The organism is Solwaraspora sp. WMMD937 (assembly GCF_029581175.1).
GTDB lineage: Bacteria > Actinomycetota > Actinomycetes > Mycobacteriales > Micromonosporaceae > Micromonospora_E.
The window spans coordinates 2,438,690-2,462,107 of record NZ_CP120738.1 but is presented as its reverse complement, the minus strand read 5'-3'; the positions used below and the strand labels follow the sequence as shown (position 1 = coordinate 2,462,107).

24 protein-coding genes are annotated in these 23,418 nt (G+C 71.7%); 16 read left to right on the top strand and 8 right to left on the bottom strand.

All coding sequences use genetic code 11. From position 1 onward, the window contains the following. The first annotated feature begins 29 nt into the window (after positions 1 to 29). The 7 genes from O7621_RS10695 to O7621_RS10665 are packed head-to-tail and all read left to right on the top strand — an operon-like array spanning position 30 to position 5,435. A complete protein-coding gene (locus O7621_RS10695) occupies positions 30 to 929 on the top strand; it encodes a hypothetical protein (RefSeq protein WP_282233820.1) in 900 nt (299 codons plus the stop codon). Further along, a complete protein-coding gene (locus O7621_RS10690; protein ID WP_282233819.1) occupies positions 926 to 1,981 on the top strand; it encodes an ABC transporter substrate-binding protein in 1,056 nt (351 codons plus the stop codon). Before O7621_RS10695 ends, O7621_RS10690 begins: the two co-directional genes overlap by 4 nt. A 4-nt stretch (positions 1,982 to 1,985) precedes the next feature. Further along, positions 1,986 to 3,035, top strand: a complete 1,050-nt coding sequence (locus tag O7621_RS10685) for an iron ABC transporter permease (protein ID WP_282233818.1) — start codon at positions 1,986 to 1,988, stop codon at positions 3,033 to 3,035. Continuing rightward, positions 3,032 to 3,952, top strand: coding sequence for a heme ABC transporter ATP-binding protein (locus O7621_RS10680; RefSeq protein ID WP_282233817.1), 921 nt, complete (start codon positions 3,032 to 3,034; stop codon positions 3,950 to 3,952). The genes O7621_RS10685 and O7621_RS10680 overlap by 4 nt, the downstream gene beginning before the upstream one ends. Beyond that, on the top strand, positions 3,945 to 4,607 hold the full coding sequence (locus tag O7621_RS10675) for a biliverdin-producing heme oxygenase (protein ID WP_282233816.1): 663 nt from the start codon (positions 3,945 to 3,947) through the stop codon (positions 4,605 to 4,607). The genes O7621_RS10680 and O7621_RS10675 overlap by 8 nt, the downstream gene beginning before the upstream one ends. Further along, the gene (locus tag O7621_RS10670; RefSeq protein ID WP_282233815.1) at positions 4,604 to 4,906 is read left to right on the top strand and encodes a DUF2470 domain-containing protein; all 303 of its coding nucleotides are present in this window, start codon (positions 4,604 to 4,606) and stop codon (positions 4,904 to 4,906) included. The genes O7621_RS10675 and O7621_RS10670 overlap by 4 nt, the downstream gene beginning before the upstream one ends. Positions 4,907 to 4,961: 55 nt before the next feature. Continuing rightward, the gene (locus O7621_RS10665) at positions 4,962 to 5,435 is read left to right on the top strand and encodes a hypothetical protein (RefSeq protein ID WP_282233814.1); all 474 of its coding nucleotides are present in this window, start codon (positions 4,962 to 4,964) and stop codon (positions 5,433 to 5,435) included. Positions 5,436 to 5,572: 137 nt separating this feature from the next. On the opposite strand, the gene O7621_RS10660 is transcribed toward O7621_RS10665, so the two are convergent. Then, positions 5,573 to 7,195, bottom strand: a complete 1,623-nt coding sequence (locus O7621_RS10660; RefSeq protein ID WP_282233813.1) for a PQQ-dependent sugar dehydrogenase — start codon at positions 7,193 to 7,195, stop codon at positions 5,573 to 5,575. A gap of 121 nt (positions 7,196 to 7,316) precedes the next feature. On the opposite strand from O7621_RS10660, the gene O7621_RS10655 reads away from it, so the two are divergent. Continuing rightward, positions 7,317 to 8,474, top strand: coding sequence for a tetratricopeptide repeat protein (locus O7621_RS10655; protein ID WP_282233812.1), 1,158 nt, complete (start codon positions 7,317 to 7,319; stop codon positions 8,472 to 8,474). An 18-nt stretch (positions 8,475 to 8,492) separates the two neighbouring features. On the opposite strand, the gene O7621_RS10650 is transcribed toward O7621_RS10655, so the two are convergent. Next, on the bottom strand, positions 8,493 to 8,759 hold the full coding sequence (locus O7621_RS10650; protein ID WP_282233811.1) for a GlsB/YeaQ/YmgE family stress response membrane protein: 267 nt from the start codon (positions 8,757 to 8,759) through the stop codon (positions 8,493 to 8,495). A gap of 238 nt (positions 8,760 to 8,997) precedes the next feature. Here O7621_RS10650 and O7621_RS10645 point away from each other — a divergent pair, with 238 nt between their 5' ends. From O7621_RS10645 to O7621_RS10620, 6 genes are all read left to right on the top strand, one after another. Then, positions 8,998 to 10,128: an LCP family protein gene (locus O7621_RS10645; RefSeq protein WP_282233810.1), complete on the top strand. Its 1,131-nt coding sequence runs from the start codon at positions 8,998 to 9,000 to the stop codon at positions 10,126 to 10,128. Between the two features lie 86 nt (positions 10,129 to 10,214). Beyond that, the gene (locus tag O7621_RS10640; protein WP_282233809.1) at positions 10,215 to 10,919 is read left to right on the top strand and encodes a Crp/Fnr family transcriptional regulator; all 705 of its coding nucleotides are present in this window, start codon (positions 10,215 to 10,217) and stop codon (positions 10,917 to 10,919) included. 216 nt (positions 10,920 to 11,135) lie between these two features. After that, positions 11,136 to 11,993 (top strand): hypothetical protein, encoded by an 858-nt coding sequence (locus O7621_RS10635; protein WP_282233808.1) that lies wholly within the window; start codon positions 11,136 to 11,138, stop codon positions 11,991 to 11,993. Beyond that, on the top strand, positions 11,990 to 14,323 hold the full coding sequence (locus O7621_RS10630) for a hypothetical protein (RefSeq protein ID WP_282233807.1): 2,334 nt from the start codon (positions 11,990 to 11,992) through the stop codon (positions 14,321 to 14,323). The genes O7621_RS10635 and O7621_RS10630 overlap by 4 nt, the downstream gene beginning before the upstream one ends. Continuing rightward, complete coding sequence (locus O7621_RS10625; RefSeq protein ID WP_282233806.1) at positions 14,323 to 15,033, top strand: hypothetical protein; 711 nt, start codon at positions 14,323 to 14,325, stop codon at positions 15,031 to 15,033. Before O7621_RS10630 ends, O7621_RS10625 begins: the two co-directional genes overlap by 1 nt. A 357-nt stretch (positions 15,034 to 15,390) precedes the next feature. Beyond that, positions 15,391 to 15,597: a hypothetical protein gene (locus O7621_RS10620; protein ID WP_278174162.1), complete on the top strand. Its 207-nt coding sequence runs from the start codon at positions 15,391 to 15,393 to the stop codon at positions 15,595 to 15,597. Between the two features lie 33 nt (positions 15,598 to 15,630). Here O7621_RS10620 and O7621_RS10615 read toward each other — a convergent pair whose 3' ends face one another. Next, a complete protein-coding gene (locus O7621_RS10615; RefSeq protein WP_282233805.1) occupies positions 15,631 to 16,098 on the bottom strand; it encodes a PPOX class F420-dependent oxidoreductase in 468 nt (155 codons plus the stop codon). An 83-nt stretch (positions 16,099 to 16,181) separates the two neighbouring features. Here O7621_RS10615 and O7621_RS10610 point away from each other — a divergent pair, with 83 nt between their 5' ends. After that, a complete protein-coding gene (locus O7621_RS10610) occupies positions 16,182 to 16,976 on the top strand; it encodes a DUF2071 domain-containing protein (protein WP_282234542.1) in 795 nt (264 codons plus the stop codon). Here the strand turns inward: O7621_RS10610 and O7621_RS10605 are convergent. The 5 genes from O7621_RS10605 to O7621_RS10585 all read right to left on the bottom strand — a co-directional run bounded on the left by O7621_RS10605 (position 16,912) and on the right by O7621_RS10585 (position 22,050). Then, positions 16,912 to 17,790, bottom strand: a complete 879-nt coding sequence (locus tag O7621_RS10605; RefSeq protein ID WP_282233804.1) for a helix-turn-helix transcriptional regulator — start codon at positions 17,788 to 17,790, stop codon at positions 16,912 to 16,914. The genes O7621_RS10610 and O7621_RS10605 overlap by 65 nt on opposite strands. A 4-nt stretch (positions 17,791 to 17,794) precedes the next feature. Next, positions 17,795 to 18,604 (bottom strand): SAM-dependent methyltransferase, encoded by an 810-nt coding sequence (locus O7621_RS10600; protein ID WP_282233803.1) that lies wholly within the window; start codon positions 18,602 to 18,604, stop codon positions 17,795 to 17,797. Positions 18,605 to 18,697: 93 nt separating this feature from the next. Then, complete coding sequence (locus tag O7621_RS10595; RefSeq protein WP_282233802.1) at positions 18,698 to 20,923, bottom strand: bifunctional diguanylate cyclase/phosphodiesterase; 2,226 nt, start codon at positions 20,921 to 20,923, stop codon at positions 18,698 to 18,700. A gap of 156 nt (positions 20,924 to 21,079) precedes the next feature. Continuing rightward, positions 21,080 to 21,367 carry an adhesin gene (locus O7621_RS10590; protein WP_123603598.1) on the bottom strand — a complete coding sequence of 96 codons (288 nt, stop codon included), beginning with the start codon at positions 21,365 to 21,367 and terminating at the stop codon, positions 21,080 to 21,082. Between the two features lie 197 nt (positions 21,368 to 21,564). Further along, positions 21,565 to 22,050 carry a winged helix-turn-helix domain-containing protein gene (locus O7621_RS10585; protein ID WP_282233801.1) on the bottom strand — a complete coding sequence of 162 codons (486 nt, stop codon included), beginning with the start codon at positions 22,048 to 22,050 and terminating at the stop codon, positions 21,565 to 21,567. Between the two features lie 45 nt (positions 22,051 to 22,095). On the opposite strand from O7621_RS10585, the gene O7621_RS10580 reads away from it, so the two are divergent. Continuing rightward, positions 22,096 to 23,352, top strand: a complete 1,257-nt coding sequence (locus tag O7621_RS10580; RefSeq protein WP_282233800.1) for a GTP-binding protein — start codon at positions 22,096 to 22,098, stop codon at positions 23,350 to 23,352. Positions 23,353 to 23,418: the final 66 nt, after the last annotated feature.

The window sequence follows — 23,418 nt, the reverse complement described above, 5'->3', positions numbered from 1 at the left end:
TCAACCGACGATCGTCGGAGGGATTACCGATGCCAACGCCGCTGCTCAGCGGCCGGGTCACCGCGACCTTGGCGGTCGTGACCGCCACCGCCGCCACCACCGCCGTACTCGCCGCACCACCGTTGGCGTCGCCGGCCCGCGCGGACACCTCCGCGACCGGATCCGGCGGCCAGCGACTCACCGTCTCCGACTCCACCGGCATCAGCCGCTCCGGTGCGACCGTCACGGTGACCGGCACCGGGTACGACACCGGCAAGGGCATCTACGTCGGGTTCTGTGTGGACAACGGCGCCGGGGTGCTGCCGACACCGTGCGGTGGCGGGGTGGACACCTCAGGCGGCAGCGGCAGCTCGCACTGGATCTCCAGCAACCCCCCGTCGTACGGCGAAGGACTGGCCGTGCCGTACGGCGACGGCGGCTCGTTCCAGGTCCGAATCCCGCTGACCGCGAGGATCGGCGACGTCGACTGCACCGTTCGCACCTGCTCGGTGGTCACCCGAGCCGACCACACCCGGACCAGCGACCGCAGTCAGGACGTACGCGTCCCGATCAGCTTCGCCGCCGCCGCGCCCGCCCGCACCGGAGCCGCCCCGGCGGCCGGCAGCCCGGACCAGACCACCGCGCCACCGGCCCCGGCAACCGGCGACGCAGCGGGCCCGGCCGACACCGACGGTACGGCCGGTGACCCCAGCGGCTCCGCACCAGCCGCCAGTGCCGGCACCGGCCAACCGACCGACGACACCGGCGGCCCGACCGCCGTCGCCGGCACCGCCGGCACCGACCCGACCGGGTTGGCGGTGACCCGGGTCAGCACCGTCGGCCCGGCCGGTCGGTGGTGGAGCAGCACGCTGATCCTGCTGGCGCTCGGCGTACTGGCGCTGGCCGGACTGTCCGCTGTCCGCCGCCGGCGCCGTCGGAGCCGGTCGTGAACCGCCCGACGCTGGTCGTGAACCGCCCGACGCTGGTCGTGAACCGCCCGACGCTGGTCGGACTGCTCGCCGCCGCACTGCTCGCCGGCCCGGTGGCCGGCTGCGCCGACAACCCCGGCGCGGCACCGGATTCGGCGACCTGCGGGCCGGTCACCGCCGTCGTCGCGGACGACACGGTGACCCCGTTGGACCCGGCACCGCAGCCGGCGTTGCCGGTCACCGTCACCGACGCCGCTGGCGACCGGGTCACGGTGACCGACGCCGACCGCATCCTCGCGGTGAATCTGTACGGTTCCATCGCCGAGATCGTCTTCAGCCTCGGCCTCGGTGACCGGGTCGTCGGGCGGGACACCTCCACCGACTTCCCGGCCGCCGCCGACCTGCCGCTGGTCACCCCCGGCGGGCACGACCTGTCCACCGAGGCGGTCATGGCGCTGGACCCCACCGTGGTGCTGCTCGACGACAGCATCGGCCCGCCCGAGGTGCTCAACCAGCTCCGCGCCGCCGGCATTCCGGTGGTACGCATCGGCGACGAGCAGAGCCTGGCCGCCGTGCCGGTGCACATCCGGGAGGTGGCCGCCGCGCTCGGCGTCGCCGACGCCGGCGAGGCACTCGTCGCCCGGGTCGAAGGCGAGATCGCCGCCGCCCGCGACGGCATCGCGGACGACGTCGAGCGACCCCGGGTCGCCTTCCTCTACCTGCGCGGCACCGCCGGCGTCTACCTGATGGGCGGCGAAGGCGCCGGCTCGGACGCGATGATCGCCGCGGCCGGCGGCGAGGACGCCGGCACCACCATCGGACTGGCCCGGTTCCGGCCGCTGACCAGCGAGGGTCTGATCAACGCCGCACCGGACGTCATCCTGGTGATGACCAAGGGCCTCGAATCGGTCGGCGGGGTGGACGGCCTGGTCGCCATGCCCGGCGTCGCCCAGACGCCGGCCGGGCAGCAGCGACGGATCATCGACATGGACGACACCGTGCTGCTCAACTTCGGCACCCGTACCGGCAAGGCGATCCAGGCTCTCGCCCGCGCCATCCACCAGTGCAGGTGACGGCGTGACCGCCCCCGCGCCCGCCGACCGCCGGCCGCTGCTGCTCACCGGCCTCGCCGGCACGCTGCTCGTCGTCGGCGTGGTCGCCGCCGGCTCCGGACAGGTGCAGATCGCCCCGGCCGAGGTGGTCGCCTCGGTGCTGCACCGGCTCGGCCTGGAGATCGGCGCGCTGCCGACCGCACCGCACGGCGAGAACGCGCTGTGGATCGTCCGGTTCCCGCGGGTCGTCCTGGCCGCGATCGTCGGCGCGTCGCTCGGCTGCGCGGGCGCCGTCATGCAGGGCATCTTCGGCAACCCGCTGGCCGAACCCGGGGTCATCGGGGTCTCCTCCGGAGCGGCGGTCGGCGCCGCCCTGGCCATCGTCACCGGGTTCTCCGCGCTCGGCGGCTGGACGCTGGCCGCCGCCGCGTTCGCCGGCGGGCTGGCCACCACCTACCTGGTGTACGCGTTGTCCCGCGCCGACGGACGTACCGAGGTGGTCACCCTGGTGCTCACCGGCATCGCGGTCAACGCGGTCGCCGGTGCCGCGATCGGGCTGCTGATGTTCGTCACCGACGCGGCCGGGGTGCAGGCGATCGCCTTCTGGAATCTCGGCAGCCTGGCCCAGGCCAACTGGAGCGCGGTGGCGGTCGCCCTGCCCTGCCTGGTCGTCGGGCTGACCGCCGCACTCGCCTCGGCCGGCAAGCTGGACCTGCTCGCCCTCGGCGAGCGCTCCGCACGTCACCTCGGGGTGGACGTGGAACGGCTGCGGGTACGGATGATCGTCGTCACCGCGCTGCTCGGTGCCGCCGCGGTGGCCTTCACCGGCGTGATCAGCTTCATCGGTCTGGTGGTGCCGCACCTGGTCCGGATGATCGCCGGACCCGGGCACCGGGTGCTGCTACCGGCCAGCGCGCTCGGCGGGGCGGTGGTGGTGATCGCCGCCGATCTGGCCGCCCGGACCCTGGTCGAGTACCAGGAACTGCCGCTCGGGGTGCTCACCGCGGTGGTCGGCGGACCCGCCTTCTTCTGGCTGCTGCGCCGTACCCGGCGGCGGGCCGGAGGTTGGGGATGAGCCCGCCGCCGGCGCGGCTGCCCGGTAGGCGTCCGGCTCGGCTGCCCGGCCGGCGCAGGCCCGTCCGGGTGCCGGCCGCCCGGCCGGCCGGCACCGCGCTGATCGAGATCGACCGGCTGCGGGTCGAACTCGGCGGGCGGGCGGTGCTCGACCAGGTCGACTTGGTGGTCCACACTGGCGAGGTGGTCGCCCTGGTCGGTCCGAACGGTGCCGGCAAGTCGACGCTGCTCGCCGCCATCGGCGGTGACGTCGCACCGGCCGCTGGCGCGATCCTGATCGACGGCGCGCCGCTGTCCGCCTGGACCTCGACCGAGCTGGCGCTGCGTCGGGCGGTGCTGACCCAGCGCAGCGTGCTGTCCTTCCCGTTCACCGTCGCAGAGGTGGTCCGGATGGGCCGGGCGCCGTGGGCCGGGTTGCCCGCCGAGGAGTCCGACGACCCGATCGTCGAGGAGTGCCTGGCGGCCACCGACGTGGCGCAGTTCGCGGACCGTACCTTCACCTCGCTGTCCGGCGGCGAGCAGTCCCGCGCGGCGCTGGCCCGGGTGCTCGCCCAGCAGGCCGCCGCGCTGCTGCTCGACGAACCGACCGCCGCGCTCGACCTGCACCATCAGGAGCTGGTGCTGCGGCTCGCCCGGCAGCGGGCCGCCGCCGGTGACGCCGTCGTGGTGGTGCTGCACGACCTCGGTCTGGCCGGCGCGTACGCGGACCGGATCGCGTTGCTGTCGGCCGGCCGGCTGCGGGCCGTCGGACCACCCGACCAGGTCCTCACCGGGGCGCTGCTCAGCGAGGTGTACCGGCACGACATCGAGGTGTTGCCGCACCCCGAGACCCGACTCCCGCTGGTCGTCCCGCGACGGCAGCACCCGACACCGGCAGGGGCACGACACGGCAAGGAAAGGAACCCCCGCGATGAGTGACACCTTCTCCGCCCGGCTGCGGGCGGCCAGTTGGCAGGACCACCAGGCGGCCGAGTCCCAGCGGTACGTCTCCGCGCTGGTTGCCGGGGAGCTGCCCCGGCGGCGGTACGCCGACCTGGTCGCCCAGCACTATTTCATCTACCAGGTGCTGGAAGAGGCGGCCGACGCGATGCGCGACGATCCGCTGGCCGGCGGCTTCGTCGACGACCGGTTGACCCGGTTGCCGGCGTTGGAGGCCGACCTGGCGTACCTGCTCGGCCCGGACTGGGCCGGCCGGATCGCCCCGAGCCTGGCGACCCGCCGCTACGTCGCCCGGATGCAGGAGGTCTGTTTCACCTTCGCGCCGGCGTTCATCGCCCACCACTACACCCGGTACCTCGGTGACCTGTCCGGCGGGTTGTTCATCGGCCGTCAGGTGGCGCAGACGTACGAGCTGACCGAGGAGAGCGGCGCGGCGTTCTACCGCTTCGCCGGCATCGACGATCCGCGCGGATACAAGAACGCGTACCGGGCCCGGCTGGACGCCCTGCCGCTGGACGTCACCGCTGAGGCGGCTCTGGTCGGCGAGGTGGCGGTGGCCTACCGGCACAACTCCGCGGTCCTCGCCGAGCTGGGCCAGGAGCAGGAGCCGGAGCCGATGGAGTCGGCGGCGTGACCGGCCCGTTCACCGCCGAGGTGGTCGCCCAGGTGGCTCGGCACATGAACGACGACCACGCGGCCGACTCGTTGCTGATCTGCCGGTCGCTGGGTGGCACCCCGCAGGCGACGGCGGCCCGGATGACCGGCCTGGACGCCGACGGCATCGAGTTCGCCGCCACCGTGGCCGGCGTCGAGGTGCCGGTCCGGGTGCCGTTCGCGTACCGGCTCACCGAACGGGTCCAGGTCCGCCACGAAGTGGTCCGGATGTACCAGGAGGCCTGCGCCCAACTGGGCGTTACGCCCCGGCCGGCGTAGACGCGGTAGACCGGCAAGCGAGCGGGGCGTGCTCGGCGTGTGCGACGATCACGAAATGGTTGCCAAAGGGCATCGCGGGCATATCGCGCATGGTGCCGTCGCGGTGCGGCTCGCCGCCTGGCTGGCGACGACGGTCGCCGTGCTGTCGACCGCCGGGTGCACCGGGATCGGGATCGGCGAAGCACCCGAGTCCGGCAGCGCGACGTACTCGGCGTGGGGGCTGAACGAGGCGTCCAGCGCACTGACCGGCTCCGACCGGATGATCGTCCTCAACGGCGACGTGCAGCGCAGCGAGCAGGAGTTCTTCCAGGTGCGTGGGGTGTGGGGGCCGGACGGCTTCACCCTCGACGAGACGTCCGCGACCAAGGTACGGGCGTTGGCCGGCCAGTTGCCGCAACGCACAGGCGACCCGGACTGTCACCGGCTGGTCCTGGTCAACCACGGCTTTCTCGGCGGCGGGGCGATCGCCGTGGTCGACCCGGAGGAGTTCCCGCCCGGCGAGCCGGTGGTCGCCCGGCCTCTGAACTGACCGCACCTGCCGGGGCTGATGCCGCAGGTGCAGCAGGATGCACCTGCGGCATCAAGCTCGACCGGCACCCCCACAGGTGTGGGCCTCCAATCGGCTTCGATCGACTCCAACCGGTTACGACCGGCGGTCAGCCGGTTCTAGCCGGTGGTCACCGCCGGCGCCGGGTCGCAGGGCAGGCCATTGAGGGTGAACCCGGCCGGCGCCGGTCCGGCGCCGGCGCCGCCGCTACCGAGGAAGCCGAACTCGACCCGGCCGCCGGCGGGCAGTGACGCGTTCCAGGCGGCGTTGGTGGCGGTCACCATCGCCGCGTCCTGGGTGATCACCGCGTTCCAGGCGACCGCTACCTGCTGTGCGCCGGCGAACGACCAACCGAGCGACCAGCCGTTGATCGGCTCGTCACCGGTGTTGCTGACGCCGACCGTCACGGTGAAGCCCGATCCCCAGTCGCTGTCCACCCGGTAGTCGACCAGACACTCGGCGACCGGCTCCGGTTCGTCGGCCTCGAAGGTGATCCGGTGCAGCTGGCCGGGCAGGTCGTTGGCGAGGTAGAACTCGCCGTCCGCAGCCACCGCGAGGGTGGTCGGTTGGATCGGCAGCTCACCGATGACCGCCGTGTCGTACCCGCCGTCCGCGTCGGGCCGGATCGCGTACGCGGTCGCCGAGCAGTAGTCGGTGGCCAGGTAGGTGCCGGTAGCGGCGGATTCGCTGCCCCGGTAGACGTGGCCGCCGATCACCGCGCAGCCGCCGGCCGAGGTCTGGTAGTGGAACACCGGGTCGACGTACTCGGCCGCCGGGTCGCACCGCTGTGGGTCGAACTCGACCGGACCTTCCCGACAGGACCAGCCGAGGTTGGCCCCGGCCACCCCGCGCAGGTGGTTGACCTCCTCGTAGCTGCCCTGTCCGACGTCGGCGATCCACAGCGAGCCGTCCGCCGGGTCGAACGAGAACCGCCACGGGTTTCGCAGGCCGTACGCCCAGATCTCGGCACGTGCGCCGGCTTCGCCGACGAACGGGTTGTCCGCCGGTACGCAGTACGCGAGGTCGTCGCAGGCGGCCGAAACGTCCAGCCGGAGGATCTTGCCGAGCAGGGTGCCGAGGTCCTGGCCAGTGCCGAGCACGTCGTCGGCGCCGCCGCCGTCGCCGATGCTCCAGTAGAGGTGGCCGTCCGGGCCGAAGGCCAGCTGCCCGCCATTGTGGTTGGCGTACTCGGCATGCGGCTGGCTGAGCAGGATCTCCTCCCGGTCGGCCGGCACCGGCTGCTGGTCGGCGGCATCCAGCGACAGCCGGGACAGGGTGACCGTGCCGTCGGGCAGCGCGGTGTATGCCAGGTAGATCACCGGGTCGGCGGCGAACCCCGGGGACGTGGCGATGCCCAGCAGGCCACGTTCGTTGCCGGAGGTGTCGACCCGGTCACCGATGTCCAGCAGAGCCGTCTCGGCCAGGCCGGAGGCCGGATGGTAGACCCGCACCCGGCCGGCCTTCTCGGTGATGAACAGCCGGCCGCTGCCATCGTCCGGAGCCACCATCGCAGTCGGTCGTTGCAGCCCGAAGGCGACCTGGGTGCTGGTGACGGAGAGTTTGTCGAGCGGCACCTCGGCGGCCGCCGAGGTCGCCGCCGAGGCGAGGTCGGCGGGCTCGGCATGTGGGTCGGTGTACGGCGCGGCATGGGCCATGGTTGCGGAAAGCGCCAGCACGGTAGCGGCGAGTGTCGTAGCGGCGACCCGCCGGCCAGCCAACGCAAAAGATCGAGGGTCTCTCATATTCATGATGATCAGCCTATGGCCAGGGTGACCCGATCGCCACGCCTGCGCCACCCGACCGAAACAGATTTACACCACTCAGGGTAGTCAAATGGGCGCACAAGGTGGTTACTCTGGGTACATGGAGCCGGACTCCCCCGACCCGATCCAGATCGCCGAACTGGTGATCGCCTGGTCCGGTGGGATAATCGCGGCTTTTGCCCTTCTGGTCACTGCGTTGACGGTGGTCTTCGTCTTCGCGGGTTTCGTCGGTGTCCGTGAACTGCGCACCATCCGGCGCACCGGTGCGCGCGCCCGGCTGGAACTCGACCGCCAACGGGTGGTCGCCGAGGAGATCGTCGCACAGGCCGACCGGGCCATAGACCAGGCGGAGAATCTCTCCGAGCAGGCCGACACGCTGGTCGGCCGGGTGGAGACGGCAGTCGGCCGGGCCGAACGCCAGTCCGAGCAGGTGCACCTGCTGATCGAGGACATGCGGTCCCGGCTCAGCGACTTCGATCACCGACTGACCACCCAGGTCGAGGTCTCCTACCTGTTCAACCAGGGAGAGGCCGCGTACTGGGAGGGCTACTACGAGAAGGCGGTGGAATGCCTGCGCCGGGCAGTCGAGCTCGATCCGCGTAACCCCCGGGTGCGCTACCGGCTGGGCCGATCGCTGACCAACCTCGGCGAGGACGCCGCCGCCGAGCAGGAGCTGACGACCGCCATGTCACACCGGTTGCCGGCCGATGCCGCCGACCGGGCGTTAGCCCTGCTGCACCGCTACGCGCGGCCGGACCGGGCGCTGGCCTACGCCCGCAACTCGACCAAGCACGGCCCGCACGACGCGCAGAACTGGAACTGTCTCGGGCTGCTGCTACGCGACAATGGTGACTTCACCGCTGCCCGGGATGCCCATCAGCAGGCCAACCGGTTGGACCAGGAACTCGTCTCCACCCCGTTCTTCCTGGCGCTGCTCGCCGCCCACGGCCAGGCGCTGCCACATGCCCGGGACCGCTCCGCCGAAGCCATCAGCCGGCTCGACTCCAGCGAACGGCGGGCCAAGATCAAGCCCATGTGGGCGTCGTTGATCCGGTGGACCGACGAGGTGCTGCGCGGCAACTACGCCGAGGCCGACCTGCACGCCGCGGTGCTCTACCAGACCTGCCAGTCGAGTCGGCGGGCGCGGGAGATCTGCGACCACATGGACTTCCTGTTGCGGTCACTGGCCCGCGAGGAGCACCGGGACCGTTATCTCGGGGCCATCGAACGCACCTGGCTGACCGGCCGGCCCTGCTGACCTTCTGCCTGCCGACTGCTACCCCTGCTTGCCGGCAGCTCCGGAGATGGCCGCCACGCCGAGTGCGGCGAGCGCCACCTGCAACGCGAGCTCGATCCAGTCGACACCCCGGGTCTCGGCCACCCCGAACAGGCTGGCGACCAGAGTGCCGAGCAACGCCGCCACCACACCGATCAGCAGGGTGACCCAGATTTTCAGCTTCTGCTTGCCCGGGACGACCAGCCGCCCGAGCGCTCCGACGATGAGACCGACAACAAGCGCCGAGAAGATTCCGTCGATTTCCACCGTATACCCCCTGTACCGGTCGGTAGGCCGCCCTACCGCACTGTCGGCCCTCTCCCAACCACCATGCCAGAACCAAGCAACGACGCCCATCGCGTCGAGCACCGGACAGCCATCGACAAGTCACAGTGGATAGTCGCGCTGAGCTGGATCTTCTCAGCAGATCTGCAGCATGACACGATAATCTCTCGGGTAAGACGAAGCTGTCCTCCCCTGGTCACCCCTCGACTGGAGCATCGGCATGTCGGCACCGGACGCACCCGCCACGACAGCCTCCCGACCGGTCCGCCGCACCCCGATCTGGGCGGTGCTGACCATCGCCGTCGGCGCGCTGCTGATGGCCACCAGCGCGACCGCGGTTGTCGGCGGCAAGCTGCTGATCGACCGGTACACGGGTCGAATTCAGCAGCAGGACCTGCTGGCCGGTGCCGCGAAGGTCCCACAGGAGCCCGACGGCGAGGCACTGGACGGGCCGATCACCATGCTGCTGCTCGGCGTGGACGAGCGGGGCAGCCGACCCGGCGAGATGCGTTCCGACACGATCATCATCCTGCACGTGCCGGCCACCCACGACCAGGCGTACCTGGTGTCGGTCCCCCGGGACACCTGGGTCGAGGCACCGGCGTTCGAGCCGAGCGGATACCCCGGCGGCGAATCGAAGATCACCGACGTGTTCCGCGCCGGCTCGGGCAACGGAGTCGGCCGGGCCGGCGGGGCGCAACTCGTCGCACTCACCCTCAACGACCTGACCGGCATCGAGTTCGACGGCGCGGCGATCATCGACTTCGGCGGTTTCCGGGACGTCATCGACGCGCTCGGCGGGGTCCGGATGTGCGTCGATCAGCGGGTGAAGTCCCAGCACATGCGGCTGGTCGACGGCGAGCCCACCTGGCTGGCCGAGGCCCGCGAGGTCGGTGGCGGCGAGGAACTGTGGCACGAGGAGGGCTGCAAACGGATGGCCGGCTGGGAGGCGCTGGACTACTCCCGCCAGCGCTACGGCCTGCCGAACGGGGACTACGACCGGCAGCGTCACCAGCGGCAGCTGCTGAAGGCCATGGTGCAGGAGGCTAGCAGTACCGGCGTACTGACCAACCCGGCGAAGATCGACCGGGTGATCACCGCGGCCGGCAAGGCCTTCGTCCTGGACACCGGGGGCGTCCCGATCGCCGATTTCGTATTCACCCTGCGCGGGATCACCGCGAACGACCTCATCATGGTGAAGACCAACGGCGGAGAGTTCAATCCGGCCGGATTCAGCAGTACGGCGGCCGAACGGCTCACGCCGGAGAGCCTGGAGATGTTCGACGCGGTACGGACCGGCACAATGGACGACTACCTGTTGGCCAACCCGGACGCCGTTCAGCGGGATTGACCGTCCAGCGACATTGACCGTCCGGCGCATCGGGACATCCGTCGCCGTGATTCCCACCGCACGGTCCACATCGGTACGGTGTCCCCATGACCGCCGCGTACCCGGTCCGGGTCAGCTTCACCAATCACGTCACCGCCGCCGACTGGCAGGCACTGCAACAGGCCGGACAGCCGGTCCAGCTGGGCCGCAAACATGGGCTCTTCCTTCAGGACGAACAGAGCCGCGACGTGTTCGTGCTGCTCAACGGTGCGGTCAAGGTGTACCGGACCGAGGCCAACGGCAGCGAAACAATGCTGACCGTCCGGTCTACTGGGGATCTGCTCGGTGACATCGCCGCGCTGGACGGCACGCCCCGGTCGGCCAGTGTCTCGGTGCTGCGCCCGGTCACCGCCCGGAAGCTGACCACCGAACAGTTCCTCAAGCTGGTCGACGACCGCGACCTGCACCCCGCGCTGCGCCGCTACACCAACGCCCGGCTGCGTGAATCCGACGAACAGCGGGTGGAGATCGCCTCGCTGCCGGTGCCGCAACGGCTCGCCCGGGCGCTGCTCCGGCTCGCCAAGGCCAGCCCGGACGGCCCGAACCAGGCCTCGCTCGACCTCGGTCTCTCTCAGGACGGCCTGGCCCAGCTGATCGGGGCGTCCCGCAACGCAGTGGTGACCGCGATCACCCGGTTCCGCCACGACCGGTTGATCGCGACCGCACCCCGCCGGTTCGTGCTGCTCGACCTCGGCCGGCTCGCCCGGATCGGATACAGCGGACCACGGTCCGGCAGCCACTCGTCGACCTGAGCATCCGCCGGCCTGAATGCCTGTCGACCGAACAGCAGACGGCGGGAAACCGATTGTCGGGCCGGGACCGCGATCAGTTCGGTCCGGGTCGCGGACCGGCCATCCGACGACCGCCTTGGTCCATTGATGGCCGCGTTGCCCACTGGTTGGCAGAAAACGCCGGGTAACCAGGGCACGATGCGGAGCCGACGAAACTCGACCTCGACAGGAGCACCGGTGGTAGTCTCACCTCCGCCATTCACCGTGACCCGGGAGTTGCCGCCGTACACCGGCATCCTCGCCGTCGACGCCAAAGGTTTCACCGCCGAGCCCGGTGGCACCCATCAGGGCATCAACCAGCTCATTCCCCAATTGGTCCGGCAGGCTTTCGAGGCGGCGGCGATCGGCGAAGCCTGGCAGAACCCACTGTTCTACGGCGACAGCGGCGACGGGCTCGCGATCGGCGTACCGACCCGGCTGCTCCCCGCCCTGGTGCACCCGTTCCTGACGGTGCTGCAGCACGTGCTGGCCGAGCACAACGCCGATGTCCCACGTGGCCAGCCGGTGATCCGGCTGCGCGCCAGTCTGCATGTCGGGCCGCTGCCGGTCGACCCGGACCGGCCGGAGCGGGCCGGCAACGGCACCGCCCGCAACGAGACGCACCGGCTGCTCGACTCCGACGCGGTCCGGATCATGCTCGACTCGGCCCAGCCGACGATCACCCACGTCGCGGCGATACTGTCCGACCGGGTCTTCACCGACGTCGTCCGGGCCGGCTACACCAGCCGGCATCCGGACCACTTCATCGAGGTCTCGGCGACCGTGCCGGGCAAGAGCTTCAGCCAGCAGGCCTGGCTGTACGTGCCGGAGCCGTCCGGCAGCCTGCTGGCGGTGCCACGGTTCGCGCCGCAGCCGACGGTGCCCGAGTCAGCGGCCGGCCCGGCGGCACCGGACAGCGGGCGCACACCCACCGGCAACGCTGGCGGCCGACAGCCCGCGCAGACCGGCGAGCTGCGGATCCGCAGCAACTCCGGGCAGGCTGCCAACCAGGTCAACGGTGGGATGTGGCAGTCCCGGGGCGGACGTCACGGATGATCCGTACCGACCGGGACCTGCCGGACCTCGCCGAGCCCGACCGGTCGGAGCTCGCCGACCGGGACCTGCCGGAACTGGCCGACCTCGACCTCGACACGCTCGACGACCTCGACGCGCTGACCGACCTCGACGGCGGCGGTGGTGCCGACCTGCCAGCCGGCGGCACCGGTGCCGCCGTGACCATCGACCACAACGACGGGCAGGTCGCCAACGTCGTCTACGGCGGTCTGCACCAGTACGTCCAGCGGGTACGGGACTACCACGAGCTCAGTGCGGAGTACGTGCGGGACCGGCTCGCCGGATTCGTCGACCCCGGCTACCGCACCCTCGCAGGCGACCGGCTGACCGCCGAGACCGCGGTCGCCCGGATCCGCCGCAGCGGCGGGGTGATCCTGGTCGGCGGACCCGGGACCGGGCGGTACACGGCCGCGCTGCGGCTGCTGCACGGCACCGGGCTACGGCTGCGGGAGATCCGGCCGACCTTCGACCCCGCCCGCGGCGAACAGCTGACCATCGCGGAGCTGCCGGTCGCGCCGGGCTACGCGTACCTGCTCGAACTGCCCGAACACGCGCCGCACATCCAGTACGGCTTCGCCCGGGACATCGGTGCCTACTTCGACAGCCTGGCCCGGCGGGGTTCGGCCATCGCGGTCACCGTCACCGGTACGACCTGGGAGCAGCTCGGCGCGGTACGCGACGGCCCGATGCTGCAGGTGGCGGCGCCACCCGCTGATCTGGTCCTCGGCCGGCGGCTGCGTCAGCTCCGGCCGGATCTGGCCCTCGACTGGCTGGCCGGTCAGCCGCAGATCGCCGAGCTGCTGGTCGACGCGTCACCGGCCGAAGCGGTCCGGCTGGCCCAGCTCGCCGCCGACGTGCTGACCACCCAGCCCGGCCCGGCCGGACCGCCGGTCACCGCCGCATCCGACGCCGGCCGGCAACTGGTCGAGGTGCTGGTCTCGGCGTACCACAACTGGGAGGTGGAGCTGACCGCCTGGTTCCACCACCATCCCGACCCGCGCCACCGCGCGTTCCTTGTCGCCGCCGCAGCGTTGGAGGGTGCCCCGGCGGGACGGGTACTCGGCGCCGCCGAGGCGCTCGACGCCCGGCTCGCCGGCACCGACGCGCCACCGGCCGGCCTCGGACACGCCGGCGTCCGTACCCTCGCCGAGGCCGTCGACGCCTACCTCGACGACGATCACACGGTTCGCTACCGCCGGGCCCGGTACGCCGAGGCAGTGCTCGACTTCGTCATCACCGACCGGGCCGACACGTTCCAGCGCGAACTGTGGCGGTGGGTGTCCGAGCTGCCGCTGCGGGGCGGACAGCGGCGCGGTCCCGTCGACCGTGCGTTGGCCACCCGCAGCGCCGAGCTGGTCCTGCACACCGCGCTCCGGCGGCGTACCCCCGAGATTCTCAGCCAGGTGGCACCTGCCTGGAGCCGACGCACCGGGCTGCGCGGCGCGCTGGTGCACGTGCTTGGCATCGCCGCACTCAGCCCCGAGATCGGTGCCGCCGTCCGCCAGCAGCTCTACCGCTGGGCGCAGGGCAGCAGCAACCCGGCCGTGCTGATCGCGGTGGCCGAGGTCTGCGGCGGCGAGTTCGCCGACTTCTACGTCGAACAGGCGATGGTCCGGCTGGGCCACCTGGCCCGGCACGATATCGCCGAGGTCGACGAGGCGGTGCTCACCGCGCTGGCGGCACTGTGGCGGCGGCCGGCGCTGCGCCAGCCGGTGCTGCTGCGGTTGGCGTACTGGCTGGCCGACGACCAGCCCCGGCGGGCCGCGCTCGCCGCCGTCGCGCTGAATCTACTCGGCCGGCCGGAGCAGCCTCGGGCCGGCGACGGTTCGGCGCACCGCCCGGTCGACCCGGCCGACGACCCGGGTCGTCGGCCGGCCGACCAGCTCGCCGGGCCGCAGACACTGGTCCGGCCGCCCGACCGGGTACTCGCCGAGCTCGTCGCGGCCACCCCGGTGGTGCAGGACGCGATCGGGGTGGCGCTGGGCCGCGCGCTGGACGTACGGCAGCTGCCGGGCAGCGTCGAAACCCTGCTCTACCGGTGGTTCGACGACGCGGCGGCCGACCCCGGGCTGGTTGACGCGCTCACCCACGTCCTCGGCCGCATCGTCACCGCCGGTCCCGCCGCCGCCCGGCGGGTGGCCCGGCTGCGCGCGCTGCTGACCGCCTGGCCGGCCACCGACGACCCGGCACGTCAGGTGGAACTCTGCCGGCACCTCGTCGACCAGTTGCGCCGCGCGGACCCGATCGCGGCCCGCCCACGGTCCGCGCCGCTGCTGTCGTCTCTGCTTCCCAGTGCCGCCGAGGAGTTGTGATGCCCGGTTTCTTTGACGTGTTCCGTAGCAACCCCGTACCGGTGCTGCCCGGTCCGGACCAGGACGTGTTCACCGACCGGCTGCCGGCAGCGCTGCCCGGCACCGAGTTCGTCGCCACCTTCGCCACGGCGTGGCAGCCGCTGCGCCAGCATGACCGGGCCGCCGCCACGGTCCGCTGGTGCATGCTGGACGCGGCCCGCCGGATCGCCGCCCCGCGCAAGGTCACCGAGCGGACCCTGCTGGAGGCCGAGCTGAACACCCGGCTGCCGCAGATGGATCTGACCGCTTCGCACCTGCGGCTGCTGAGCTGCACGGTCAGCCTGACGGTGGACGCTCAGGCCGAGCAGGACACGAAGACGGTCGACAAGCTCACCCGGGAGCTGCGGATGCAGCGGCTGCGGCAGCAGTTGGAGCAGGAGCAGATGGGCTACCTGCGGGACAAGGTGCTTACCGACCCGGCAACCGCCCGGTCCTACTGGTTCATGCACCACCCGGACGCGTTGACCTCGCTGCTCGACGACACCTTCGAACAGGTCGCCGCGAAGCTGACCGGTGGCGGCGACCAGCAGACCGCGGTGATCGCCGAGACGGTGCAGGACTTCGTCGGCGGTCTCACCGACGACGAACGGCGGTACCTGCTGGACCGGCTCGGCGATGTGTTCGTCTCCTTCGACCGGGGTGACCTCGCCGGCCGGGTCCTCGACGCATGACCGCCGACCCCGTACTCAGGTCAGGTCGGCGTCGTGCACCAGGACAGCGATCTGCACCCGGTTGTTCAGCTCCAGCCGGGACAGCAGCCAGCGCCGTGACATCGCCTGGTCCGTTCGGCGGTGGCCGGGTGGTCGTCGGTCCGGGCGCGACCGAGCGGTACGGCGGTCGGCCTGCTCGCCGGGCTGGTGCTGGCTCGGCGCTGCGCCGGCAGGCGACAGTTCCGGCGCCGGGCCTGGCCGGGCGGACGGTTACCTCAGCGACGTCACTGGGTACCAGGTTGCCCATCCGCCGACCGGATCCCGTTGCCAGCAGGCGCGGCGGGGCCGGTACGGCGTCGACGAGTTGAGGAGGCAGTGATGCGTGGCGGTTCGATATCCGGCGTGATCGTGCTCATCTGGCTGGTGATCGGGGTGGTCGCGGCGGTGCAACGCGGCTACTTCGAACGCGACGACACCAACTGTGCCCATGCCGGCACCACGATCGTGACGGTGATCGCCGGACCGTTGAACTACATCGGCGTCAACCCGAAGATCGACTGCGACCTCCCCGAGCCGTCCGAGTGACCGGGCTGCCCGAGTGACCGGCACGGAGCCCTGTCAGTCGTCGGCGAGGTGCGGCGGAAAGCCGCCGGTGGCGATCGGCCCCCAGCGGTCCACGACCATCCGGATCAACGACTTGTCCTGCCGGCGCATCGCCGCGCGGTACTCGTCCCAGTCCGGATGCTCGCCGGCGACGCAGCGGTAGTAGTCGACGAGACCGTCCAGCGCGTCCGGCATGTCGATCACCGCCGCCACCCCGTCCAACTGCACCCACGGACCGTTCCAATCGTCGGAGACGACGCAGGCGGACACCGTCGGGTCACGGCGGATGTTCACCGCTTTCGCCCGGTCCGGGTAGGTGGCGACCAGCATTCGACCGTCGGCGTCGACCCCGCAGGTGACCGGCGACGCCTGCGGGCGGCCGTCGGCGCGGGTGGTGATCAGGACCGCCCGGTGCCGGGTCCGCAGGAAGTCGACCAGGCCGGCCCGGTCGACGCGGGTGTTCGTCGCGATGGCGCGTGCCACGGTACGGCTCCTCGGGTTCGCCGCAGTCAGCTGCGGACGCGGGTGTGCGGTGCTGCCAGGATGATCATATGAGCCGTACCGAGATGCCGCCGCCGGAGCCGGTCACCGTCACCGCGCCGCGCCCCGTCCGCTGGCCGGTCCTGGTGCAGAGCTGGCACGATCTGACGTTCCTGCACTGGCCGGTGGACCCGGCGGTGGTCGCCCCACTGCTGCCGCCGGGCACCCGGCCGGACACCTTCGACGGCACCAGCTACGTCGGGCTGATCGGGTTCCGGATGGTCGGCGTCGGTTTCGGTCCCGGTCCGGGCATCCCGTACCTGGGCACCTTCTGCGAGACCAACGTGCGGCTCTACTCGGTCGACGACGCCGGTCGGCGCGGGGTGGTGTTCCGTTCCCTGGACGCGGCCCGGCTGCTGCCGGTTCTGGTGGCGATGGCCACCCTGCGGTTGCCGTACCTGTGGTCGCGGATGCGGCTCGACCACGACGGTGACACGGTGACGTACCACAGCCGGCGGCGCTGGCCGGGGCCGCGTGGCACACACAACCGGATGGTGGTCCGGGTCGGCGCGCCGATCGCCGAGCCGACCCCGTTGGAGCATTTCCTCACCGCCCGGTGGGGTCTGCACGAACGGGTCCACGGCGCGACCCGCTACCTGCCCAACGAACATCCACGCTGGCCGCTGCACCGGGCTGAGCTGGTCGAGCTGGCCGACGACCTGGTCGCCGCCGGCGGGCTACCGGCACCGGACGGCCCACCGGTCAGCGTCCTCTACTCCCCGGGTGTGCCGGTCCGGTTCGGGCGGCCGGTCACCGTCACAGGTCGCGCAACGCCCGGTGCAGCACTTCCCGGGTCCGGTCCGGCGGGTCGGCCTCGATGAACAGCCGCCCGACGGCGGCCGCGTACCGGTCGACCTCTTCCCGCTTGTCCAGGTAGAGCGCGCTGGTCAGATGCTCCAGGTAGACCACGTCGGGCAGTTCCTGCTCCGGGAAGCGCAGGATGCTGAAGGCCCCACCGGCAGCCGCGTGCCCGCCGCTGCGGAACCGGACCACCTGCAGCCGTACGCCCGGCTGCTCGCTCGCCTCGGCAAGCGCCTCGATCTGCCCACGCAGCACCCGCGTCCCGCCGATCGGCCGGCACAGCACCGCCTCGTCGACCACCGCCCAGATGCGGGGTGCGCCGGCCCGCTCCAGCACCCGCTTGCGAGCCATCCGCAGTTCGACCCGCCGGTCCACCTCACGGACACCGGACTCACTGAACCCGATGTCGATGACCGCGCGGGCGTACTCCTCGGTCTGCAGCAGCCCCGGCACGAACTGGATCTCGTAGGTGCGAATCAGGCTGGCTGCCGACTCCAGGTCCAGGTAGTACTGGAACCAGGTGGGCAGCAGGTCGCCGTACGGATGCCACCAGCCCGGCTGGTTGGTCTCCCGGGCGAGGGTGATCAGCTCGCCGCGTTCCAGGTGGTCGGCGACGCCGTAGAGGGTGAGCAGGTCGTCCACGTCGCGTTCCTTGAACCCGACCCGGCCCAGCTCCATCCGACTGATCTTCGACTCGGAGGCCCGGATGGTCCAGCCGGCGTCCTCCCGGCTGATCCCCTTGGCCTCGCGTAGTCGGCGTAGCCGGGCACCGAGCTGCATCCGGCGGACCGTCGGTCCGCCGGCGGCGTACTCCTGGTGCCCGACGACGCTCATCGGCTCACGGCTTACGGCCGACGCCGCAGTACTGGTCGATGACGGGCACGTGTGCCTGCTCCGGCTCCGGCCGCCACCGGGTCACCGACACCACCCCCGGCTCCACCAGAGTAAGCCCGTCAAAGAACCGTTCGATCCGATCCGGGCTGCGCAGATGGTACTGCGGGTTCGCGGACTGGTTCCAGATCCGGGCGGCCTCGACCACCCCGGGGCTGGTGTCGCCACCATCGTAGAGCGCGAGGTGGCTGCCGGACGGCAGGACATCGAGCAGGCTGCGCACGATGTCGCGGGCCTCGTCGTCGGAGGCGATGTGCCCGAGGATGCCCATCAGCATCAGACCGATCGGCTGGCTGAAATCGAGGGTACGCCCGGCTTCGCGCAGGATCGACGCGGGGTCACGCAGGTCGGCGTCGACGTAGTCGGTTACGCCTTGCGGCGTGCTGGTCAGCAACGCCCGGGCGTGTACCAGGACCAGCGGGTCGTTGTCGACGTAGACGATCCGGGTCTCCGGAGCCACCGCCTGGGCCACCTCGTGGGTGTTGTCGGCGGTCGGCAGGCCGGTGCCGATGTCCAGGAACTGCCGGATCCCGACCTGCCCGGTCAGGTAGCGCACCGACCGGACCAGAAAGCCCCGGGAGAGCCGGGCATTTTCCACGATCTGCGGGAACGCCGCCCTGATCTGGTCACCGACCGCACGGTCGACGGCGTAGTTGTCCTTGCCGCCCAGCCAATGATTCCAGATCCGGGCCGTCTGTGGCACCGAGGTGTCCAACCTGGGCACCGGGCGCGAGCCGCCATTGGATTCATCGACCATCTGTAGTATCCCTCACGGATCGGGCGTATTCGACGGCTTGCCAGCATAGCCACGGCAGATCAACATGACCATGATCGCATGTGGAAGTTCCAGTCACCGTGCGATGATCAGCTCGCGGAGCTGGGCCACCGGCTGCGGCCGACCGTACCGGTAGCCCTGCGCCCGCGGGCAGCCGATCGCCGCGACCGCACCGTGCTGCACCTCGGTCTCCACCCCCTCGGCGACCACCACCAGCCCGAACGCGTCGGCCAGCCGGGTGACCATCTCGACCGTGGCGTAGGCCTTCGGATCAGGCGAGTCGAGCCGGTCCACGAACGAGCGGTCGATTTTCAGGTCGGTGGCCGGCAACCGGTGCAGGTAACTCAGCGACGAATACCCGGTGCCGAAGTCGTCGATCGAGATCCGTACGTCGAGTTCACGCAGCTGGGCGAGCCGGGACAGCACCTCGTCAGTGCTGTCGATCAGCGCCGTCTCGGTCAGCTCCAGGGTCAGCCGGGGGGCGGCCAGCCCGGCCGCCGATACCGCGCCGGCCACCATGGCGATCAGATCTGCACGGCGCAGCTGGGCCGGCGCCAGGTTGACCGCCACCGTGGTGCCGGGCGCCAGCTGCTGCCAGGCGGCCGCGTCGTGGCAGGCGGTGGCCAGCACCCAGCAGTCCAGCGGCAGCACCAGGCCGGTCTCCTCGGCCAGCGGCAGGAACCGGGCGGGGCTGAGCAGCCCGAGCCGGGGGTGCCGCCACCGCACCAGCGCTTCCGCGCCGCCGATCCGACCGGTGCCGACATCGACGATCGGCTGGTACGCCAGCTCGAACTGGCCGCCGTCGTCGACCGCCCGGCGCAGGTCGGCGATCAGCTCGGCCCGGTCCACCGCCGCCTTGCGCAGCTGCGGCGTGCAGAACCGGTACGCGGACTTGCCGGCCGCCTTCGCCGCGTACATCGCGATGTCGGCGTCGCGCAGCAGATCGGCGTCGCCGCAGTGGTGCGGACCGTACTCGGCGATGCCGATGCTCGCCGAGGTGACCGTGCCGTCGGCGAGCACCGCCAGCAGCCGGTCGGCCAGCCGGGCCGGGTCGTGGGCCGGGTCGAGCAGGACGGCGAACTCGTCGCCGCCGAGTCGGGCGATCAGCCCCGCGTCCCCGACGGCGGACCGCATCCGGGCCGCCACCTCGCTGAGCATCGCGTCCCCGCTGGCGTGACCGAACCGGTCGTTGACCTGTTTGAACCCGTCGAGATCGAGCAGCAGGACGGCGACGCGGCTCGGCTCGGTCAACGCCGCGATCGACTGACGCAACCGGCGGGTGAACAGCAGCCGGTTCGGCAGCCCGGTCAACTGGTCGGTGTAGGCGAGCCGGCGCAGCCGGGCGGCCAGCCGGCGGTTCTCGTTCGCGGCCAGAGCCTGCCGGACGGCCAGCGCGGCGAGCAGCGCGACACCGCTGGCGTAGATCACCGACGACGGTTCGCCGGCGGTGAGGACCGCTGCGATCGCCGCGCCGACAGTCAGGTACGGCAGCGCGACCCGCCACCACGGCAGCGGCGGCGGCTCGGCGGTCTCGTCGATTTGGTCGAGGTCGGCCGGGGGCGGGTGCCGGCTGGCCATCGCGACCAGCAGGTAACTGAGCGGCCAGCAGACGTCCACCGGGTGACCGGGCTGGTAGGTGCCCTGGGCGATCATCGAAACGTAGACGGCGTCGGCTCCGGCCCGCACCGCGAGGCTGGCCCCGAGCAGGGTCAGCGCCGGCCACAGTGGTCGGGCCGGTCCGGCGACCGAGATCAGTACGGCGAGCTGGATCAGGTCCAGCATCGGGTAGAGCATGCCGAGCGCGGTCGCCGTACCGTCCAGTTCGGCGCTGGCCATCTCTCGATACACCACCACCCAGGCGACCGGGAGCAGCGCCAGCCCGACGATCACCCCGTCCAGCAGCACCCGGGCCCGGCCGACCGCGCTACGCGGTGCGGAGACCGCGCTGAGCAGCGCGGCGGTTCCGGTGACGAGGCCGGCGAAGAAGATCAGGCCGATCAGTGGGGTGTGTGGCAGTGCGTTGGCGGTGAGCCGGCCGACGGTCCAGACGACCCGGCCGATGGCGGCGAGGGCCATGGTCGTCGCCAGCAGCACCCAGAATCGGCGCAGCTGCGGTGGGTGGCGGCGGGCAGCGATCGCACAGGCGGTGGCGGCGCAACCGGCGACGGTGATCGCGCCGAGGTCGCTGACCAGCGCGGCGGCCGGGCCGGTCGCCAGCAGCCACCCCGCCTCGACGGTGATTGTCAGGACCCCGGCGACGACGGCCCAACGACGCGCCCCGCCAGGTCTGTCTGCTGCCACCGGCGGAATCTATCGTCCGTGACGGATACCGCAAGGCAGGCTGTCGGCGAGTTTACAAGGGACCTGACCGGGTGGACCTTCCATCACGGCCGGTCAGCCGCTGGCGGACACCCGTCGGTACGGTGCCCGCCAACGGCTCTGCGACGTCCTGGTCGCTCAGCCGGCCGGCTGCTCGGCGATCCCGAAGCGCACACCGCCGTCGTCGTCCACTGCGGCGTCGAGCGACTTGTCCTGCAGCAGGTTGGCCGCCTCGGCGTCGAGGAAGACACGGGCACCGGACGAATCCACCACCTGGTCACCCGCGATCGGCTGCTCGGCGACGGTCAGGGTGAGCGACCCGGCGGTCGGGTCGGCCGAGATCCGCAGGCCGGCGCTCTCCGGTGCCTGCTGCTGAGTGGTGATCTCGCGAATCACGAAGACCGCGTTGTCGGTCATGGTCAGCATGACAACTCCTTGATCGGATTTCGGAACTACCGGAAACAGGTGATGGCTGACGCAGCGAGGCTCAGCGGCAATGTCGGGTTTGGGGCTGACGGCGCGGCGGACAGTGCGCGGCGGGCGGTCAGGGCGGGCGGCGGAAGCTCCAGGGACTGGGTCGGTCAGCGGCCGTCTACCCGCCCACCGTGCCGGACATCCACCAGTCAGTCAAATCTCCACGTTACCCGACTGTCGCCGATGCGGCCGCCGATTGCGTCGTCGGCGCCGGCCAGCCGGGCGACGGTGACCGGTAAAGCGCCGTCCAGGCGGTATCCCACTCCGTGGACGGTTCGCACCACCGGGAGGTCGTCGCCGAGCTTGACTCGCAACCGGCGGATGTGCACATCGATACTGCGCGGCCCGGACCGGCGGTGCCCGCAGACCCGGTCGAGCAGCTGGGCCCGGGTGAACACCTGCCGAGGGTGGCTGGCGAAGCAGTGCAGCAGGTCGAACTCGCGACGGGTCAGTTGGATCTCGTCGGCTCCGAGCAGCACCATCCTGGCCTCCGGGTAGATCCGTAGTGCGGGGTGCCCGACGGGATGGCCGGCCGGCGGTCCCGCGACCGGGCGGCGGTCGGCACCGGTCAGCACCTGCTCGCCGGCCAGGTGCTCCAGCAGATCCATGAGGTGGGCTCGAAGGGTGGCGTCCATTCGGTTATAATGACAACGGTTTTCATTTCAGTCGAGGGGGCGTGCATGCCGTCACCGTCAGCTCCGGTCGGCCGTACCACCCACCGGGCCGCCACCACCCGCCCGGCGGTCACCGTACTGTCCGGTTTCTGGCCCGCCGCCACGATGGCCGTCGCCCGGACCCTGCTCGCCGCCGACCCGGCCCTGCTCGTCGTCCGCTACGACGTCGGCCCGGCACACGACGGTGCCCCGCACCGGGTGCTCCGCGACGGCACCGGCCCGGTCGAAGACGTCCGCCTCGACCTCGTCGACGGCTGCGTCTGCTGCACCCTGCGGGCGGACGCGCCGACCACGTTGGCCCGGCTCGCCGCCGCCCGACCCGGCCGGGACATCGTGCTGGTCCTGCCCGAAGTGGTCGAACCGGAGACGCTCGCCGCCGCCTGCGCGCACGGCCGGGTGGCCGGGCGAGCGGTCTGCGACCTGGTCCGGTTCGACTCGTACGTCACGGTCGTCGCCGCCGACCACCTGCTCGACGGCCTGGCCAGCACCGACGACCTCGGTCAACTCGGCATCGCCGCCGCCCCCGGCGACCGCCGTCGGCTCGCCGACGTGATTGCCCGGCAGATTGAGTACGCCGACACGGTCGTGCTGTGGGGCGGGTCGATTGACCAGGCCTTCGAGACGCACCGGCTTGGTGTGCTGCTGTCCCGGATGGCCCCGTGGGCGGTGCACCTACGGGCCGGCGACCAGCCGACGATCGACGCCACCCGGCTCGCCGGCCAACTGCGGCACACCGACCGGCACCGGCCGGAAACGCCGGCGGTCCTGGACCGTGGCGTCGAGGGTCACCTGATCGGGGTGCACGAGCCGGTCGCCGACTGCGGCGTCGTCTCCGCAGTGTTCCGGGCCCGCCGCCCGCTGCACCCCGCCCGGCTGTACGCCGCGTTGGCCGACGTCACGGCGGGTCCGCTGCGGTCCCGTGGGCACCTCTGGCTGGCCAACCGGCCGGAGACGGTGATCGGCTGGGAGTGCGCCGGCGGCGGCCTCACCCTGCACACTCTCGGCCGGTGGCTGGTCGACCTGCCGGACGAGCAATGGGAGCAGGCCAGCCCGCAGCGCCGGCTGGCCGCCGCGCTGGACTGGGACCCGTACTACGGCGACCGGCACAGCAACCTGGTCTTCGTCGGCGTCGACTTCGATCCGGTCGACCTGCACCGCCGGCTGGCGGCCTGTCTGCTCACCGACGCCGAGCTCGCCGACGGCGAGGCCGGCTGGCGTAACCTGCCGGATCCGTTCGTCGGTGGTGGGGTCGGCCCCGGCTGACCTGGCCTGGGCATGCGTAGAAGGGCCGGACCCCGCACCCGGGGTCCGGCCCTTCTACGCTGTGTC

What these genes read in the sequence shown, in the direction of transcription:
- O7621_RS10695 (WP_282233820.1), top strand. Translation starts at nt 30, where the DNA reads ATGCCAACGCCGCTGCTCAGCGGCCGGGTCACCGCGACCTTGGCGGTC.
- O7621_RS10680 (WP_282233817.1), top strand. Translation starts at nt 3,032, where the DNA reads ATGAGCCCGCCGCCGGCGCGGCTGCCCGGTAGGCGTCCGGCTCGGCTG.
- O7621_RS10675 (WP_282233816.1), top strand. Translation starts at nt 3,945, where the DNA reads ATGAGTGACACCTTCTCCGCCCGGCTGCGGGCGGCCAGTTGGCAGGAC.
- O7621_RS10665 (WP_282233814.1), top strand. Translation starts at nt 4,962, where the DNA reads ATGGTTGCCAAAGGGCATCGCGGGCATATCGCGCATGGTGCCGTCGCG.
- O7621_RS10660 (WP_282233813.1), bottom strand. Translation starts at nt 7,195, where the DNA reads ATGAGAGACCCTCGATCTTTTGCGTTGGCTGGCCGGCGGGTCGCCGCT.
- O7621_RS10655 (WP_282233812.1), top strand. Translation starts at nt 7,317, where the DNA reads ATGGAGCCGGACTCCCCCGACCCGATCCAGATCGCCGAACTGGTGATC.
- O7621_RS10645 (WP_282233810.1), top strand. Translation starts at nt 8,998, where the DNA reads ATGTCGGCACCGGACGCACCCGCCACGACAGCCTCCCGACCGGTCCGC.
- O7621_RS10640 (WP_282233809.1), top strand. Translation starts at nt 10,215, where the DNA reads ATGACCGCCGCGTACCCGGTCCGGGTCAGCTTCACCAATCACGTCACC.
- O7621_RS10630 (WP_282233807.1), top strand. Translation starts at nt 11,990, where the DNA reads ATGATCCGTACCGACCGGGACCTGCCGGACCTCGCCGAGCCCGACCGG.
- O7621_RS10625 (WP_282233806.1), top strand. Translation starts at nt 14,323, where the DNA reads ATGCCCGGTTTCTTTGACGTGTTCCGTAGCAACCCCGTACCGGTGCTG.
- O7621_RS10620 (WP_278174162.1), top strand. Translation starts at nt 15,391, where the DNA reads ATGCGTGGCGGTTCGATATCCGGCGTGATCGTGCTCATCTGGCTGGTG.
- O7621_RS10610 (WP_282234542.1), top strand. Translation starts at nt 16,182, where the DNA reads ATGCCGCCGCCGGAGCCGGTCACCGTCACCGCGCCGCGCCCCGTCCGC.
- O7621_RS10605 (WP_282233804.1), bottom strand. Translation starts at nt 17,790, where the DNA reads ATGAGCGTCGTCGGGCACCAGGAGTACGCCGCCGGCGGACCGACGGTC.
- O7621_RS10600 (WP_282233803.1), bottom strand. Translation starts at nt 18,604, where the DNA reads ATGGTCGATGAATCCAATGGCGGCTCGCGCCCGGTGCCCAGGTTGGAC.
- O7621_RS10590 (WP_123603598.1), bottom strand. Translation starts at nt 21,367, where the DNA reads ATGCTGACCATGACCGACAACGCGGTCTTCGTGATTCGCGAGATCACC.
- O7621_RS10585 (WP_282233801.1), bottom strand. Translation starts at nt 22,050, where the DNA reads ATGGACGCCACCCTTCGAGCCCACCTCATGGATCTGCTGGAGCACCTG.
- O7621_RS10580 (WP_282233800.1), top strand. Translation starts at nt 22,096, where the DNA reads ATGCCGTCACCGTCAGCTCCGGTCGGCCGTACCACCCACCGGGCCGCC.